This window comes from Streptomyces bottropensis ATCC 25435 (assembly GCF_000383595.1).
GTDB lineage: Bacteria > Actinomycetota > Actinomycetes > Streptomycetales > Streptomycetaceae > Streptomyces > Streptomyces bottropensis.
On the sequence record NZ_KB911581.1, the window covers coordinates 5,208,103 to 5,223,751 of the forward strand.

Sequence of the window (15,649 nt, forward strand, 5' to 3'; positions counted from 1 at the left end):
CCTGCTGGGGGTGGTCACGACGCTTGCCACACACCGGGTGTGGGGTGTCTGCGCCGCGGCCGGATACACCAGTGCGGCGGTGCTGGCCCGTCGGGCGCCGAACGCGTGGGGCCGGGGCAGCGCCATGGCCGCAGTGGCGGGAACGGTACTCGTGCCGCTGGCGCTGCTGATGCTGCTGAGGACAGCCCAGTCCGAAGTCGGCGTCGTAGAACGCTCCGCCGACCTGCTGCTGAGCAACGGCACACCCTACGCCTCGAATCCCGCCGACGTGGACGACTTCAATCCATATCTGCCCGGGATGGCAGTCTTCGGCTTGCCACGGGCGTTGTTGGGCGACATCCCGCTCGCCGATGCCCGGCTCTGGTTCGCTGCGGTCTTCCTCACGGCCATGGCCTTGGCCGCCCGGTACGTGAGGGACGTTCCCGAGAAACACCCGCGGGAGGGCCTCGGCCCGACGCCGTCGGGCAGCGCCGCGCTGCTGCTCGCGGGGTTCCCGGCCGTGGCTCTGCCCCTTGTGGTGGGCGGTGTCGATCTGCCGGTGATCGGACTGATGTGCCTGGGGCTGGCGCTCGCCGGCCGGGCCGGATCGGGGGCGGCGGCCGGGGCGGCCATGGGGGCCGCAGCGGCGCTGAAGTGGACCGCTTGGCCGCTGCTCGCAGTGGGTCTGGCCTTGATCATGGCAACGTCAGGTCGCCGGGCAGCGCTGCGGGCCGCCGGTACGGCCCTGCTCGTGTCCGCCGTCGCAGTGGTGCCCTCCATGCTCGTGGACCCGCGCGCATTCGTCGAGCACGTGCTGCTCTTTCCGCTCGGCGCGGCTGGTACCGGCTCCCCGGCGACCAGCCCGCTGCCCGGATACCTGCTCGCTACCTACGTGCCGGGAGGGCGGGGCATCGCCGTCGGGGCGCTGGTGGCGAGCGCCGTCGCCCTGGCAGTCTCACTGCAGGTGCGACCTCCGCGCACTGTCACAGCTGCCGCCGACCGGCTGGCGCTCGGCCTCGGCCTGGCCATGTGCCTGATGCCCGCCACCCGCTTCGGCTACCTCGTCTACCCCCTGGTGTTCGTCGCATGGTTCCGCCAAGGGCGGGGGGCACGCGTCGCAGGCCCCGGCCGAGCCGCAGAAGCAACCGGACAAAAGGAGAGAACCGACGATGTCCCAGTCGACGGAGCGCGAGGCGTGGCCGTGTGCGCGGACGGGCGCTGCACGTGCGAACAGGCACCTTGCCGTAGTTGCCGCGCTGGCTGCTGCTGCGCTGATCGCAGCACAATTCCTTGCCGCGGGCCAGGAATGTCCGCGGACCACAGGGCCGCAGCGATCAGCGGCAATCGAGGAACAAACCGGTCCGTAGCGGACCCTTTCCGCGCCATGGCCGTTCCTCTGCCCCGCGAGCTGGACAGGGGCGGTCGAGTATGAGGACCGGCGTGGTTCGCGTCGTCATCGTCGACGACCAGGACTTGGTGCGCTCGGGCTTCGCCGCGCTGCTGTCCGCGGAGAGTGACATAGACGTGGTGGGGGAGGCACCTGACGGCAAGCGAGGCATCGAGGTGTCCCGCAGCACGCACCCCGACGTGGTGCTGATGGACATACGGATGCCCGGGATGAACGGGCTTGAGGCCGCCCGGCAGCTGCTCGCTCCGCCGCCGGGAGTGGTGCACCGTCCGAAGGTGCTCATGCTCACCACCTTCGACCTCGACGACTACGTCTACGAAGCGCTGGACGCCGGAGTCAGCGGATTCCTCCTCAAGGACGCCCCGGTCGCCGAACTCCGCCAGGCGATCCGGGTGATCGCCGCCGGTCACGCACAGCTCGCCCCTTCCGTCACCCGCCGTCTCATCGAGGAGGTCACCCGACGCCGCCCCAGCCGACGCCCGGACGCCCGACTGCGGATCAACGGTCTCACTCCGCGGGAGACGGAGGTCCTGCGACTGGTCGCGCGGGGCCTGTCGAACACCGAGATCGCCGAGTCACTTGTCGTGACGGAACAGACCATCAAGTCGCACATGACCCGCGTCCTGGCAAAACTGTGCGCCCGGGACCGAGCCCAACTGGTCATCGCGGCTTACGAGTCGGGGCTCGTCAGATCCGACGGGCAGTTCTGACCGGACGGCGCACAGCACAGCTCCACCCAACTCGGTGCAGTCCGGAGCCCTCCACCGATTCCGGAGGTTCGGCTCTTCAAGCGTGCAGTGTGCGGCGGGTGAGAAGACCGCGGTGATCGCGAAGGACCTGCGGGTGAGTGTGGGGTCGGTGGAGCGCCGGCGTCGGCGTGGGACGGAGCGCGGCCGGGTCCCGGGCGCGGGCCCCGTGCCAAGCTCACCGACGCCGACCGCGTCATGGCCACCGTCCTCTACCTGCGCGAACTCTGCACCCAAGCCGCCCTCGGCGAACTGTTCGCCGTGGACCGAGGAACGATGACCAGGACCATGCAAGGAGCCCCGCCCCCTCCCTCGCCTTCCTGGCCAGGAAAACCGAAGCACCGACAGAGAACAACCCAGCGTGTTGATCCTTTGCGAGCCCGTAGTTGATGAAGAACTCGCGAGGACACTACTCACTCTCGCTCAGGGCTTCTTGACGATACGTCAGCGAAATCTGACGGACCTCATGCCTGCTTCGACGCCAGCTCCACCACCGTGATGTCCGACGGTGCCCCGACCCGCACCGGTGGTCCCCACGCGCCCGCGCCACGGCTGACGTAGAGCTGGGTGTCGCCGTAGCGCTCCAGGCCCGCGAGAGTGGGGTTGGTTGCGTCGGCGACGTACGTCATCGGCCACAGCTGGCCGCCGTGGGTGTGGCCGGAGAGCTGGAGGTCGACGCCGTAGTCGACGGCTTCGTGGATCTGGACGGGCTGGTGGGCCATGAGCACCACGGTCCGCGAGGTGTCCCGGTCCCCGAGCGCCTTGGCGTAGTCAGGGCCCTGGCCCTCGTCCTCACCGTCGAGGTCGTTCACACCGGCAAGGTCGAAATACGGCAGCTCGCGGCGGTCGTTCTCCAGCGGGGTCAGGCCCAGCCGCCGTACCTCCTCGACCCACTGCTCGGCTCCGGAGATGTACTCGTGGTTGCCGGTGACGAAGTAGCTGCCGTGGCGCGCCTTCAGTCCGGCGAGCGGCGCCGCCGCCGGACCGAGGTCGTCCACGTCGCCGTCGACCAGGTCGCCGACCACCGCGATCAGGTCGGGCTGCGTCGAGTTGATCGTGTCGACGACCTTCTGCGCGAAGCCCCGGCCCAGCAGCGGCGAGAGGTGGATGTCGCTGACCACCGCGATCCGGAAACCGTGGGCCGCGCGCGGGAGCTTCGCCAGCGGCACGGTGACCCGCTTGATTTTTGGCCCGCGTACGACGCCGTAGGTGCCGTAGCCGACGGTCCCTACAGCGGCGGCGGCGACTGCGCCGCCGACGACACGGGAGACGAAGAGGCGGCGGGTGGGGTCGGCCGGTGCGGGCGAGGAGGGGGGCTCCGTCGCCGCGGGCGGAGCCGGCTGTCCGGGCTCGGCGGAAGCCGGCTCGGTGGCCGCGGCCGGAGCGGTCGTGGGCTCGGCGGGCTCGGCGGACTCCGCGGACTGTGCGCCCGCCGGGACCGTCTCCGGTTCGAGCTCGCGCACCACCGGCACCGGCCGCTCCGCGGGAGCAGGGGCGGCGCGCCGCGCCACCAGGCGGCGTACGAGTGGCCGTACGAGCTCCCCCGCCAGCAGGGCCAGCAGCAGGTACAGCGAGAGGGCGAGCCACATGAAGCCCGGCCAGGTCAGGGTCTGCTGCAGCCAGAAGGGGGCGCTGGCGAGCTCGGCCGCGAAACCGGCGACCATCAACACCGGCCCGGCGATGAGCACCGCCGTGCCCACGCGTCTGGCGAGGCCCGGCCCGCGTGTCGTGTCGCGCACCAGGCGACGCCAGGCGTACCAGTGCAGAGCCCCGATGGCGCCCAGCACCAGCAGGGCGACAAGGGCGAAGACAATGATCATCACGTTGTACTCCCGATCACACGGTCCGGCGAAGTGCGCGCACTCCGCGCACCCCTATGACCCCGATGGCCGTCCCCAGAGCAAAGGAGACGACGGTGAGCGTCAGACGCACCCAGAAGTACGCCGTCGGATCGCCCGCGTCGTCGAACGCGAGCCCGCTGCCGTCCTGCCACAGGTTCAAGGGGCGGCTGAGCTTCATGCGCTCAGTATCGCCGCCGCCGGCAGTGTCCTCGCACCGGGGTGCGACCCGGCCGGCTCCAGCTACGGATGGGAGACCTCATCCAGGTCGAGAAGTCAGCCACGCTGCGGCAGAACCACAGCGAACTTGGCTGCCGGTGAACCTCTTTCATCCTGTCTTCCCGGGGTGAACGAGGCTGCTCAGGGTGGTGTGATGTGACGAAGCCCCTCGTCGTTGGTGTGGCGATCTCAGTCAACACGCCGACGGCCGGGGGGGCTTCGTTGGTTTCGTATCCTTCCACGCTCGATGTATCGCACGAACTGGTTGAGCACGTTTCCCGGCTCATTTACACGCGAAGGCGTGAACAGGGCGCCCGGCGGAGGAAGTTGGGCTGTTTCCAGCAGGCTCTGCTCGCCCTGGTCCACCTGCGCAGGAACGCGACCCGGGCCCAGCTCGGCGCCGGCTTCGGCGTCTCGGAAGCAACGGCCTGGCGGTACGTGGACGAGACCATCAGCGTTCTCGCAGCCTGGGCACCAGGCCTGCGGGATGGCCTGGCCGGTCGGGGCGAGGACGACTTCGTGGTCGTGGACGGCGCCCTCATCTCCACCGACCGCGTCGCGGCCGACGAGCCGTACCACTCCTGGGCATGCCTCGCGCCCGGGTGTACACCCCGAAGTTGGCACCTGGGTGTGACGTGCCGTCCCGTCCACGCGCCCTACCGTCACCGCGCACTGACCAACCAGAACCGGTTTCGCACGGAGCGCGCATGTACCAGACCATCGACATCGACCACATCATTCACCTGTACCGCACCTACGCCCACGACCTGGACCGGGTCCGGGAGAAGCAGCGGAAGCTGCTCGGCCCGCCGACCTCGCTGAAGGCCCAACTCGACGACATCGAGGCGGAGATCACCTATCTTCTGCTGCGTGACACACGGCCGGAGACGGTGGTGGAGATCGGCACCTTCCACGGCTGGTCCACCACCTGGATCCTCCAGGCTCTTCAGGACAACGACACCGGGCATCTGTACTCGTACGACATCGTGGACCACGTCGTCCGCAACGTCCCCGAGCGACTGTCGACCGGGCGGTGGACGTTCACGCAGGGGGACGCGCGGGAGAACCTGGAGAAGATCCCGGACACCGCGGACTTCCTCTTCATCGACGCGGCGCACTCTGCGAGTTTCGCCCGCTGGTACATCGGCGAGGTGTTCCCGCGCATGCGGCCGGGCATACCGGTGTGCGTCCACGACGTCTTCCACGGCAGCAGGCCGCTGCCGTTCACCGAGGGCGCGGTCGTCCTGCGCTGGCTCGCCGACCGGGAGAACGCCTGCTTCACGGCCTCCCTGGCCCGCGCACCCCAGATTCACGAGCGTCTGAACGACGTGAAACGCACCCTCGCCGTGGGCCACCCTCTGCGTGACAGCAGGGACAATCCCATGATCTTCTTCGCCCTGCGCTGACGTCGTCGGGTGCGCGCGGCCGCCGCAGCACACTGCGGGCCCAGCTCGGCCAGTGGTCGCACGGCCTGTGCGGCGAAGCCTCCAGCCCCTGGGACGTGGCGCTCGGACGCGGCGAGATGATCACCGCCCTCGGCAGCGTCGAGCACCCGGAGGGAGTACCTGGGCCGGTGCCGACGCCAAGGTTTCTGCTCGCGGAGGACCTGGACGCCTTCCTCCGTGACATCGAGCCATACACCAGGCGGATGGTCCCAGTCGGGCCCGCCCGCTTGGGCGCACGGGGCGGCCCAGGACTGCAACGGGGGAGTGTCAGGCGAGGCAGCCTGAGACTGTCGGTGGGGGATGTCGTCGGCCGGGGGCCGAGTCCGGATCCGGGGGAACTGGTCAGTAGTCCATCGCGGGCACTGAGAAATCGGGGAGGCACCCTGATCGCCAGCCCGTCGGCAGGCGCGCCCCGAAGACCTCGCGCTCGATCGGCGGCGGCGGATGTCCCACGTAAGCGGAGAACAGGCGCTGCAGGAGCCGTACGGACAGGCCCTCGGCGCGCGCGAAGTCGGTGACGCGGCGGATGGTGCGGTCGGTACGGATCCGGGTGACCAGGGCCATGGCGAGGTCCGCCTGGGGGTCGGGCTCCATGCGCTGGTCGTACTCCGCCGCTGCCGCCAGACCCATCGCGGACGATGAGGTAAGGGTCAGGTCGACGGAGAGGCCTGAGTGAACCAGCGGAACGTCTTTTCTTCGACGAGGCGGCGCACGGCGGCCTCGTAAGAGCCGACGAACCCCAATGGCGATGATGACCGAGCCGAAGCCGATAGCGCCGAAGACGGCCTTGCGGCCTCTCGTCCAAATCACGCGACGACGGCCGGGCCTCTGATCGCGCTTGGCCACTCGCAGGAGCCGCTGCTCGGCCGGATGTCATGGACGTGTTCCTCCGTCGAGCCTGTGAGCGCGTATCGCGCCGATCTCCTGGCCACGCTCGACTCCAGCTCGGTCGAGGGAGGACCGGAGGAGCGCCTCACCGCGCCGGAGCGGTTCGACTCGTGGGCGACGCCCGAGGTCTGGCCCGGCGGCTACATCGCCTCCTTGGACGTCCGCCTGGTCGCGCACCGCCGCGACCGCGCCGTACGACCGCCTGGGTCCCACACCGCTCGGTCTCGTGGTCGGCGTCCCAGCCAGCCCGCTCGCGTCGTATCTCGCCCTCGTCGACCCCGTCAACAGGATCGCCGTCCGGCAGCTGCCCAGCGCGTGGGTGTTCCCCAGCGTCGATCTGACCGTCCATCTTCACCGACCGCCGCGCGGTCCGTGGACGGGACTGGACACCACCGTCACCGTCGGGCCCTCCGGGCAGGGGCTGACCAGCACCGTCCTGCTGGCGTGTCGACGGGCGCGTCGACACGCCAGCAGACCCTCATGGTTCGGCCGCGACCGGGCCGATACCGGGGCTGGAGGTGTGGGTCGCTTCGGTCGCTGCCTCGGCAGGGCGGCGCGGGTGAGAGTGAGGGGTGTGCTTGATCGGGCCGACGTCGGCGTAGCGGTCGATGAGCGCGGACACCAGGGCCCCGATCAGGCACACGGGGATGGCGGCTACGGAGGCGGCCAGCGCCCACACGATCCAGGCGGGCGGGCCACTCACTTCGGCCGCCGTACGGTCAGGGCGGCCACGAACTGCGTCACGACGGGCGTTCCACCGCGCGGATCGTCGCCGTGACCCGTTACTCGAAGGAACCTGCCCGGCCACGGGCCCTTGACCTCGCGGACGGTGGCCGTACCGGAGCGCGCCGTTGCCCACTGGCGGCCGTACTGGCGGACGCGGGTACCGACGGGGTACGGGTGCTCGGCCACGGTCAGCCCTCCTTCGGCTGCTGTGTCTCGGTGGCGCGGGGCCAGTCGGCAGGGTGAGTGAGCGGAACGAACCCGTCGCCGGCGTCGGCGCACGTGCACCCGGCCGGGCATTCGCGTCCCGCAGAAACAGTGCTCGCCTTCCTCGTGAGAATCGGGCTTCGGGGACTGGTTCAGTCGTAGAGGGCCACTCTGGGTGCGACCGTGCTCTTGGCGTGTGGGGTGGCGACGGTGAGGCGGTAGACCTCGGTCAGGGTCTGGCCCGGGTGCAGGGTGCGTCGGGCGGTCGAGAGGTCGGTGAACAGGGTGCCGGTCTGGGTGCCGACCTCGACGGCTTCCCAGCAGCCGTCCGTCTGGCGATGCTCCAGAGTGATGTCCGAGGGGGACAGGAACGGGCCCGTGTCCGGCGAGACCACCAGGAGCTGTGGGGCTACCGTCCGGTCCGTGGCGGCGTCGTTGCGGTAGGTGACCGTGAATGTGTGCTGCCTGGTGTCGGCCGGGAGGGGTCTCGTACGCAGGTCGACGAAGCCGGTGGGTGAGACGGGCGGCTGCACCTGCACCTGTGTCCGCGTCTGCGTCTGCGTCTGCGTCTGCGAAGAGACTGACGCGGCCGCGGCCGCGGGCGCTGGCTGGGGGGTCGCCGTGGCGGCCCCTGAGGTGGCCAGGCCGGAGATCCCTACGAGGAGAGTCACGGAGGCGAGCTTGCGACAAGTGCTCTTCGACGGCACGATCGTTGATCCTTCGGGTTCGCTGGGGCAAAGCTGTGCAGCATAGGAGTCGGCGGATCGCCCGACCCTTCCGCACGCCAGGGCGGAGGTATGCGGGCTCCTGCTGGGTAACAGAGTCGCCGCGGGGGCCGACGCGATGCCATCGGTGGTTTTACGGATCCGCTTACGGATCCCCTGACCCGGCGGCTTACCGGTCGCCGAGCCTCATCTCGTCATCGTCGTGCATACCCGCAGACCGTGCGGGCGGCCTCCCTCCTCACCGCATGACGTCCGAGACTCAGATGCCGGGCTGGGGTACGTCGAGGATCTGTTCCGCCCAGATGGTCTTCCCGCCGTCGGCGTGGCGGGTGCCCCACCTGCGGGTCATCTGGGCTACCAGCAGCAGGCCGCGGCCGCCCTCGTCGTAGGTGTGGGCCCGGCGCAGGTGGGGGGCGGTGTTGCTGGCGTCGGAGACCTCGCAGATGAGGTGGTGGTCGTAGATCAGCCGTAGCTTGATGGGCGGGGCGGCGTGACGGATGGCGTTGGTGACCAGTTCGCTGACCACGACTTCGGTGACGAATGATGCCTCCGTCAGGGCCCAGGCGGCGAGCTGGGCGGCGACGAGCTGGCGGGCCTGGGCCACGATTGCCGGATCGGCGGGCAGGTCCCAGGCGGCGACGTGCCGGGCGTCGAGAGCGTGGGTGCGGGCGAGGAGCAGGGCTATGTCGTCAGCACGGTCCTCGGGCGGCAACGCGCCGATCACTGTGTCGCAAAGGACGTCCAGGTCGGCCGCAGGACGGCCGAGTGCTTTGCGCAGCCGTGCCAGCCCCTGGTCGATGTCCAGGTGGCGGGATCCGATCAGGCCGTCGGTGTAGAGAGCGAGGATGCTTCCTTCGGGCAGCGCGATCGAGGTGGCCTCGAACGGCAGGCCGCCCAGGCCCAGCGGAGGGCCGACGGGCGCCTCCAGCAGGTCCACGGTGTGGCCTCGGATCAGGGCGGGCAGGGGATGACCGGCGCTGGCCAGTACGCACGTTCGTGAGACCGGGTCGTAGACGGCGTACAGGCAGGTGGCGCCGAACCCCCCAGCGGTCTCGACGGCCGGGTCGGTCTGCGACATGCTGCCGGTGCCCGCCTCTGCCGCCAGCCGGATGACGAGATCGTCGAGGCGGGTGAGCAGTTCGTCGGGCGCCAGGTCGACATCGGCCAGCGTGCGCACGGCGGTGCGCAACCGGCCCATGGCGGCCGCCGCTTGGATGCCGTGCCCGACCACGTCGCCGACGACCAGGGCGACCCGTGCGCTCGACAACTCGATGACGTCGAACCAGTCGCCGCCCACTCCGGCGAGTGCACTGGCAGGCAGGTACCGGGAGGCGACCTCCACGGCCTGCTGCCGCGGCAGCTGTTGCGGCAGCAGGGTCTGCTGGAGTGCTGCCGCCATGTCGCGCTCGTGCGTGTACCGGCGGGCGTTGTCGATGAACACGGCGGCCCGGCCGGTGATCTCCTCGGCAAGCAGCAGATCGTCCTCGCTGAAGGACTCCTGCCGCTGATGGCGGACGAAAACGGCGATGCCGAAAGTGGTGCCGCGCGCACGCAGAGGCACGGCCATGACGGAGTGCATTCGCAGCGCGCGTACCGCGGCTTCTCGGCGCGGGTGCCCCACCGACCAGTCGATGTCCGACGGATCGAACTTCGCATGGAGCACGGCCCGGCCTGTGGCGAGGCACTCGGCAGTCGGGGAGTCGGCGGCGTAGACGTCCACCTCGCCGAGGGGGACGACCGCCTCAGGAGTGCCCGGGAGTACGGACTGGTGGGCCACACGGCGCAGGCGGACAGCGCCCGGTCTGGCGGATGCGGGCACCGGGCCGGGGGCTGGATCGGGGAGCAGATCAACGGTGGCGAAGTCGGCGAACTCCGGCACGGCCACCTCAGCCAGCTCTTGCGCTGTGCGCGCCACATCGAGGCTGCTGCTGATCCGGGCGGTGGCGTCGTTGAGCAGCTGCAGCCGCTTGCGCGCCCAGTACTGCTCCGTTATGTCGTGGCTGGCCAACGCCATGCCGCATACGGCGCCGCCCTCGTCCCGCACCGGATACGCGACGTGGGACCAGGCATGCTCCCGGCTCTCGCCGGGGGTCTTCGCGTAGGTCTCCACATGCTGCGGCTCCTGGCTTTCCAGCGCCAGGCGCACGGCCCGCTCCAGCCGTGCGACTTCCGAATGGAGGTCGCACTCCGAGAACCGCAACCCGCGCATCTCGGTCTCGGTGAGGCCCAGCGCGTTCTCCGCGAAGTTGCTGGCCCCGCGCACGCGCAGACGCGTGTCGAACACAATCGTCGCGCAGCTGGGCGACTGCTTGTGCATCCACTCCTCGAGCGCCTTGTCCTGCGGGGTCGCGGCCCCGGCTAGGGAACAGATCACAAGCCGGTCCCGGCCCGTATCCGTCATCGCCCGACGGTGAACGAGCAGACCGGCCTCCACCGGATGCCCGTCCCGGTGGCGCAGCCGCACCCGGCCGCTCCACCTCCACAGTGCCTGGATCTCGTGCAGCGTCTCCGAGGGGAGTTCTTCATCGAGCAGACGTGCGGCGGGCGTGCCGACGATGTCGTCCGGCGGATAGCCCAGCAACTGGCGGGCGCCTTCGTTCCAACCCGTCACGATGCCCCGCCCATCGACTACGGCCCGCGCCGAGCCACCGTCGCCGAACGCGTCGGCAGGCAGGTCCGGGTGTTCGGCGCTGCGAGTCCATCGCTGTTCCATCGCCGCCTCACTTGCACCTGGGGCGTAGGGGCCTTCGGCCGGGCGGAGCACCGCGCGTCGCCCCACCGGATATCCATTATTGCTACGCCGCCCACCGACGGCATCCAGTGAGCGCGGGAGAGGCTCCCACTGACGGTCGTATGAAGCCGAGTCCGGGCGTGCCGACCCTGTCCCGGGACAGGTCGAGGACTGCACGGGCCGGCCGGCCTGATGTGCACCGTTGCCGTGTCGGGAAGGGCCCAAGCCTGGCGAGCGCGGTGGTGACCGTTCCGTGCAGGGCCAGTGGTCTGGCAGATCACCGAACGGCAGCCGCAGCTTCTTGGACCCACCCCCGGATCCGATGCGTTTGTCGCCCCGGAAGTTCTCTCCTTCCGAACGGGAAACAGGCGTACTGACCTGGTCGCATCTGGCCGATTCGCTGCCCGCTTCTGGTCGCTGTGTGACGCAAGCCGAGTGCGGCGCCGTTTACGCAGGTCAACAACACCGTGCTACTGCTGTATCGCAAGAAGTTGTCCCGTCTCGCGGGCGCCCAACAGCGCGGCGACCTGAGTTCGGGAGGTGAAGCCGAGTTTGTTCAGGATGTTCTCGACATGTGTGTCGACGGTACGTCGTGTGATGAAGAGCTCGGTCGCGATCTCCTTGTTGGTCTTCCCCTTGGTCAGCAGGCCTGCCACTTCCCGTTCGCGGGGGGTGAGTGGCAGGGCCCCGTTCCCTGCCTGGCTGGGATCCGGTTCCTTGCGGAGTGCATAGGCGACGGCTTGGTCCTTGCTGAGACGGCGCCCGTCCTTCAGTGCCTTGTTGTAGGCACTCGGGCCGAGGCTCTCCCGGGCCTGATCAAGGTACTGGGCGCTACGGGCGATCCACGCCTCGAAGCGGTGGGGAATGTTGAACGCCTCACCGAGGGCGGTTGCCGCGCTCATGAGCCGCGTGGCGCGTTCCGCGTCGCCGCGATCCGCCTCGGCCAAGCCGAGGAAGTCCAGGGCGATGCATATCCCGAACATGTCATCAAGGTCGGATTTGCGGGTGAGTGCCTCGCTCAGCAGTGCCATCGCATCTGCGTGCCGGTGCTGGAGGAGCGCGGCGTGGCCCAGATGCATGACGGCCCAGGACAGCAGCCACTTCTCACCGTGGGCACGACAGTGACCGTAGGCCTCCTCAAGGACCGGGACGGCGCGGTCGGGTCGGCCGATGCAGCACCACGCCATCCCCAGGAACACCTGTGAGTGGGCGAGGTGTGGGGTGGAGCCGGTGGCCTGGCGTTCCCGTCGTACCGCTTCCTCGAAGCAGGCCACGGCAGCCTCGAGGTTCCCCTGGAAGAGGTGGGCGATGCCACGACTGAACGTCACGTTGGCGATGGCGGCATCGTCGTCGAACCGCTTGGCCAGGTCATAGCACTCGTCCAGTATCAGCAGTCCGGCGGGGATGGCGCCGCCGAGTACGGTGAAGTGGCCGTTGACCCACAGAGCGCCTACGCGTTCCCGGCTGGGCTCGGGGTCGGCGGCCAGGAGCCGGTCGATCCAGTGCCGCGCTTCGTGGTGAAGCCCACCGATGAACCAGGCAATTCCCAGGTCGGCGGCCATGCGGAGGCCCGCGCGGGCCTCGCCGGGCTCGGTGAGGCAGAACTTCAGGGCGACTCGGATGTTGGGCAGATCGGTCAGTACGGCACACAGCAGCGCGGTTTGATCGGCTCCGAACCAACCCGCTTCCATCCGGGCCGCGAGGCCGGCGAAGTAGTCGCGGTGCGCCTTTCGTGCGGCGTGTTCCCCACCGCTCGCCCTCAGACGACGGAGCCCGTACTGGTGGAGCGTTTCCAGCATGTGGTAGCGCGTGTTGTCGAAGCGCACGATCGATTTTTCGACGAGTTCGTTCAGCGCATGGTGCACCTCGTCGGACAGCAGTTCACCTTCGGTGCCCACCCGCTCGACGGCGTCCAGGCCGGCGCCGCCCGCGAACACCGACATCCGGGCCCACAGCACGCGCGCGGCCTCGGAGCACTGCTCATGGCTGTGGTCCACCGTTGCGAGCAGGGTACGGTGCCGTGGCGGTGCGGTGCGGCTGCCGGAGGTGAGGACCCCGAACCGGTCCTCCAGTCGCTTGAGGATCTCGGGGACGGGCATGCTGCGCGTGCGGGCGGCGGCGAGTTCGATGGCCAGTGGCAGCCCGTCCAGCCGTCGGCACAGGGCGAGGACCGCTTCCTGGTTGTCGGGGGTGAGAGAGAACTGGGGGTCGGCCGCCGAGGCCCGGCTGAGGAAGAGACGAACGGCGTCGTACCGGTCGGCGGCCTCTTTCGTCCGGTGCTGACCCTCTTCCGGTACGGACAGCGGTGGGGTGAGGAACACGCTTTCCCCGTCGATGCGCAGGGGCTCGCGACTGGTGACGAGTATGCGCAGATTCGGGCAAGCGCGCAGCAGATCGGGCGCCAGCTTCGCACAGACATCAATTATGTGTTCGCAATTGTCGAGAAGGAGCAGCAAAGATCGGTCGCCGATACTGTCGACCAATCCGGCGGTACCCGTTCCGGCGCGCATGGCCATGGGCAACGTGGACAAAACCTTCAGCGCGAGAAGGTCCTCCTCGATCACCTCGGCGAGGTCCACCAGCCAGGCACCGTCGGGAAGTGTCGCCTGTACATGGCGGGCGACGTGCAGAGCGAGCCGGCTCTTGCCGACCCCACCGGTTCCGACCACGGTCACCAGCCGTGAGCCCGACAGCAACCGCAGGACTTCGGCCGTCTCCTTCCGCCGTCCGACCGTGCTGGTCAGGTCGGCGGGCAAATTACCTGGATGCGCCCGAGTGTCACCGGCCATGAGGCTGTTCCTCAAATCGTTCTTAATACTACAAATGGAATCTCTAAACTACCTCAAGGTTTCCCCCGAACTCTGAACCGTCCTGCATCATCCCCGTCCGGTAGTGGTGAGAAGTACCGGCTGCTCGCGCCATGCGGCTGTGTCGGCCGGGTTGGCCGGTGCACCGTCGCACACCACATAGTGGTGCGGGGCCATCGCTGAGCGACGGCCGTGCAGAGCGTGGACGCAGGCGCTGTGCAGTTGTGTCAGTTCGGCTGTCGACCACGCAGCGCTCACGCCGGTCAGGTAGCACACGAGGCGATGTTCCAACCGGTCGTCGGGCTCGGGAATCACCTGGAAGACCGGCCGGCTCGGTTCCGCCAGTGAGGCCAAGGCGGTGGCGACCAGCTCATGCATGTCATCCAGGTTGATCCAACATCCGTCGGACATCAGCCATCGCGGGCTTCGGACCACGGCTGGGAGTCCGGTGATGGCCGGGATCTCGCCGAGAGGGAGATCATGCCGCGCGGCCTCGATCAGCAGTGCGGCGATTCCCCTGCCGAACAGCTCCGTGTCTTCGGACCGGAGCTGGGACGGGTCTGCCGACAGGGCGAGGTCGAGTTCATCCTTCATACGGAACGCCCAGAGTTCCAGGCCGCGGGTATAGGGCTCGGCGGGCAGCCAGTCGAGTTGGATCTCCTGCGCCGGATCGCGCGGGTCTTCTTGGCCGGCCCGCTTCCAATCATCCAGGCCCAGCGGGCTGATGTCGTTGAAGACGCAGTCGCGCGCGAAGCTGGTGCCGCGTTCGCATCCTATCCGCCATAGCATTTTCCGCAGCTCTCCAGCATCGAACCAACTGTTCGCATAGGCGAGTTCGGCACTTTCCCGGACGCGGTTCACAAGCCCGTCAAAGGTGGTTCCACTGGTGTCCACGGACAGCAAAGCGTCCTGGGCCACAGTGCCCACATAGTTTCTGACTTCGGGCAGACGACGGTTCCCGGAGATCGTCACGGCCACTGCCCTGCGCTGTCCGGCGAGGTGGGCGGTGAGGGCGCACAGGGCCGTGAGCACGATTTTGGACCGACTGGTGCCGGTGCGCTCAGCGAGTACACCAAGTGCTTCGGCCGCGCTGTGCGACCGGATGCGCAGTCGCCGTACAGAGGTCGGTGCGGACGGCGAGGTGGCGGACGAAGGTGCGGCAGGCAGGGTGAGCATCGCCTGCGGACCGCTGCGCAGTTGGCTCTCCCAGTAGCGCAGTGAGTCGGCGGAGCGGCGGCGTCCTCTGGGTGAGGCCTCGATGACCGCGAGGTCGACAGGATGCACCTCGGCCGCTTCGGGCAGTTCCTGCCCGGCGAGCAGACTCAGCCATTCGCGCTGCACAAGAGCGAGCGCGGCAGCGTCGAAAGCCACGTGGGAAACGGCGAGGACAAGGTAGGCGGGCATCTCGTCGGCGGTGATCACGGCCGCACGCAGCGGCCAGTCGACCGCCGGATCGAACCGCACAGCACGTAGCCGCGCGCCCAACGCATGAGCGCACGCCGCCGGATCGCCCTCGGCGGCATGAACTGCCACCGGCACCTCCCCGGTGCCGCGTACATGCTGATACGGCTCGGGTGCCACGAAGTAGGCGGTACGTAGTGACTCGTGACGCTCCATCAGCACGCCCAGAGTCCTCGTGACCCCCTCGACGCTCACCCCGGGCGGCAACTCCAAGACGGTGTGCAGGTTGATCTCGGCGGGATCTTCCTCAGCCGTGCAGAGCAGCACTTGGACCTGTGCCAGGGTGAGCGCTCCATACCGCTCCTGGCAGCCGGAGAATTTCGCACTACGCTTCATGGCTCCCTCAGCCCTCCGGACAACTGCCCGATCGACGCTGTCACGTCGTCAGGTGTATGGGTGGTGCATGACATCGGGGCAGCGCCGGAGTTCCGGTGAGCACCCCGGAAGGCGCGTACAACATCGGTGTTGATCG

The 15,649-nt window shown here is 69.0% G+C and carries 10 protein-coding genes and 5 pseudogenes; 6 read left to right on the top strand and 9 right to left on the bottom strand.

Annotated elements, in window-relative coordinates; genetic code table 11:
* Nucleotides 1-10: 10 nt before the first annotated feature.
* The 3 genes and pseudogenes from STRBO_RS40385 to STRBO_RS46005 all read left to right on the top strand — a co-directional run.
* Entirely contained in the window at nucleotides 11-1,411 is a 1,401-nt protein-coding gene (locus STRBO_RS40385) for a glycosyltransferase 87 family protein (protein ID WP_158690941.1), read from the top strand.
* Nucleotides 1,408-2,097: a response regulator gene (locus STRBO_RS0123150; RefSeq protein ID WP_005476154.1), complete on the top strand. Its 690-nt coding sequence runs from the start codon at nucleotides 1,408-1,410 to the stop codon at nucleotides 2,095-2,097. The genes STRBO_RS40385 and STRBO_RS0123150 overlap by 4 nt, the downstream gene beginning before the upstream one ends.
* A gap of 91 nt (nucleotides 2,098-2,188) precedes the next feature.
* A pseudogene (locus tag STRBO_RS46005) lies at nucleotides 2,189-2,326 on the top strand (IS630 family transposase); the annotation flags it as partial.
* 271 nt (nucleotides 2,327-2,597) lie between these two features.
* On the opposite strand, the gene STRBO_RS0123155 reads toward STRBO_RS46005, so the two are convergent.
* Together STRBO_RS0123155 and STRBO_RS0123160 are read right to left on the bottom strand one after the other, a co-directional pair.
* Nucleotides 2,598-3,953, bottom strand: a complete 1,356-nt coding sequence (locus tag STRBO_RS0123155) for a metallophosphoesterase (protein WP_020114845.1) — start codon at nucleotides 3,951-3,953, stop codon at nucleotides 2,598-2,600.
* A gap of 16 nt (nucleotides 3,954-3,969) precedes the next feature.
* Nucleotides 3,970-4,131, bottom strand: a pseudogene (locus tag STRBO_RS0123160) (SCO4848 family membrane protein); the annotation flags it as partial.
* Nucleotides 4,132-4,370: 239 nt separating this feature from the next.
* On the opposite strand from STRBO_RS0123160, the pseudogene STRBO_RS44790 reads away from it, so the two are divergent.
* Together STRBO_RS44790 and STRBO_RS0123165 are read left to right on the top strand one after the other, a co-directional pair.
* Nucleotides 4,371-4,772: pseudogene (locus tag STRBO_RS44790) on the top strand (helix-turn-helix domain-containing protein); the annotation flags it as partial.
* Nucleotides 4,773-4,897: 125 nt separating this feature from the next.
* A complete protein-coding gene (locus STRBO_RS0123165) occupies nucleotides 4,898-5,596 on the top strand; it encodes a class I SAM-dependent methyltransferase (RefSeq protein WP_005476157.1) in 699 nt (232 codons plus the stop codon).
* Between the two features lie 477 nt (nucleotides 5,597-6,073).
* Here STRBO_RS0123165 and STRBO_RS41930 read toward each other — a convergent pair.
* Nucleotides 6,074-6,226 (bottom strand): annotated as a pseudogene (locus tag STRBO_RS41930) (AraC family transcriptional regulator); the annotation flags it as partial.
* 306 nt (nucleotides 6,227-6,532) lie between these two features.
* Between STRBO_RS41930 and STRBO_RS44795 the strand changes: the two are divergent.
* Nucleotides 6,533-7,015, top strand: a pseudogene (locus STRBO_RS44795) (thioesterase family protein); the annotation flags it as partial.
* Here the strand turns inward: STRBO_RS44795 and STRBO_RS44800 are convergent.
* The 6 genes from STRBO_RS44800 to STRBO_RS0123200 form a co-directional block, all read right to left on the bottom strand.
* On the bottom strand, nucleotides 7,002-7,226 hold the full coding sequence (locus STRBO_RS44800) for a hypothetical protein (protein WP_005476159.1): 225 nt from the start codon (nucleotides 7,224-7,226) through the stop codon (nucleotides 7,002-7,004). The pseudogene STRBO_RS44795 and the gene STRBO_RS44800 sit on opposite strands and share 14 nt — an antisense overlap.
* A complete protein-coding gene (locus tag STRBO_RS0123180) occupies nucleotides 7,223-7,435 on the bottom strand; it encodes a hypothetical protein (protein WP_005476160.1) in 213 nt (70 codons plus the stop codon). Before STRBO_RS0123180 ends, STRBO_RS44800 begins: the two co-directional genes overlap by 4 nt.
* 170 nt (nucleotides 7,436-7,605) lie before the next feature.
* Nucleotides 7,606-7,986 carry a signal peptide protein gene (locus tag STRBO_RS0123185; protein WP_334661997.1) on the bottom strand — a complete coding sequence of 127 codons (381 nt, stop codon included), beginning with the start codon at nucleotides 7,984-7,986 and terminating at the stop codon, nucleotides 7,606-7,608.
* Nucleotides 7,987-8,437: 451 nt separating this feature from the next.
* Complete coding sequence (locus tag STRBO_RS0123190) at nucleotides 8,438-10,891, bottom strand: ATP-binding SpoIIE family protein phosphatase (protein ID WP_005476162.1); 2,454 nt, start codon at nucleotides 10,889-10,891, stop codon at nucleotides 8,438-8,440.
* A gap of 488 nt (nucleotides 10,892-11,379) precedes the next feature.
* On the bottom strand, nucleotides 11,380-13,698 hold the full coding sequence (locus tag STRBO_RS44805) for a LuxR C-terminal-related transcriptional regulator (RefSeq protein WP_237547636.1): 2,319 nt from the start codon (nucleotides 13,696-13,698) through the stop codon (nucleotides 11,380-11,382).
* A gap of 87 nt (nucleotides 13,699-13,785) precedes the next feature.
* Complete coding sequence (locus STRBO_RS0123200) at nucleotides 13,786-15,513, bottom strand: condensation domain-containing protein (RefSeq protein ID WP_020114848.1); 1,728 nt, start codon at nucleotides 15,511-15,513, stop codon at nucleotides 13,786-13,788.
* Nucleotides 15,514-15,649 lie beyond the last annotated feature (136 nt).

Bases quoted from the DNA above. Each gene is read 5' to 3' on its own strand.
- STRBO_RS0123150 (WP_005476154.1), top strand. From the start codon at position 1,408: ATGAGGACCGGCGTGGTTCGCGTCGTCATCGTCGACGACCAGGACTTG.
- STRBO_RS0123155 (WP_020114845.1), bottom strand. From the start codon at position 3,953: ATGATCATTGTCTTCGCCCTTGTCGCCCTGCTGGTGCTGGGCGCCATC.
- STRBO_RS0123165 (WP_005476157.1), top strand. From the start codon at position 4,898: ATGTACCAGACCATCGACATCGACCACATCATTCACCTGTACCGCACC.
- STRBO_RS0123190 (WP_005476162.1), bottom strand. From the start codon at position 10,891: ATGGAACAGCGATGGACTCGCAGCGCCGAACACCCGGACCTGCCTGCC.
- STRBO_RS44805 (WP_237547636.1), bottom strand. From the start codon at position 13,698: ATGGCCGGTGACACTCGGGCGCATCCAGGTAATTTGCCCGCCGACCTG.
- STRBO_RS0123200 (WP_020114848.1), bottom strand. From the start codon at position 15,513: ATGAAGCGTAGTGCGAAATTCTCCGGCTGCCAGGAGCGGTATGGAGCG.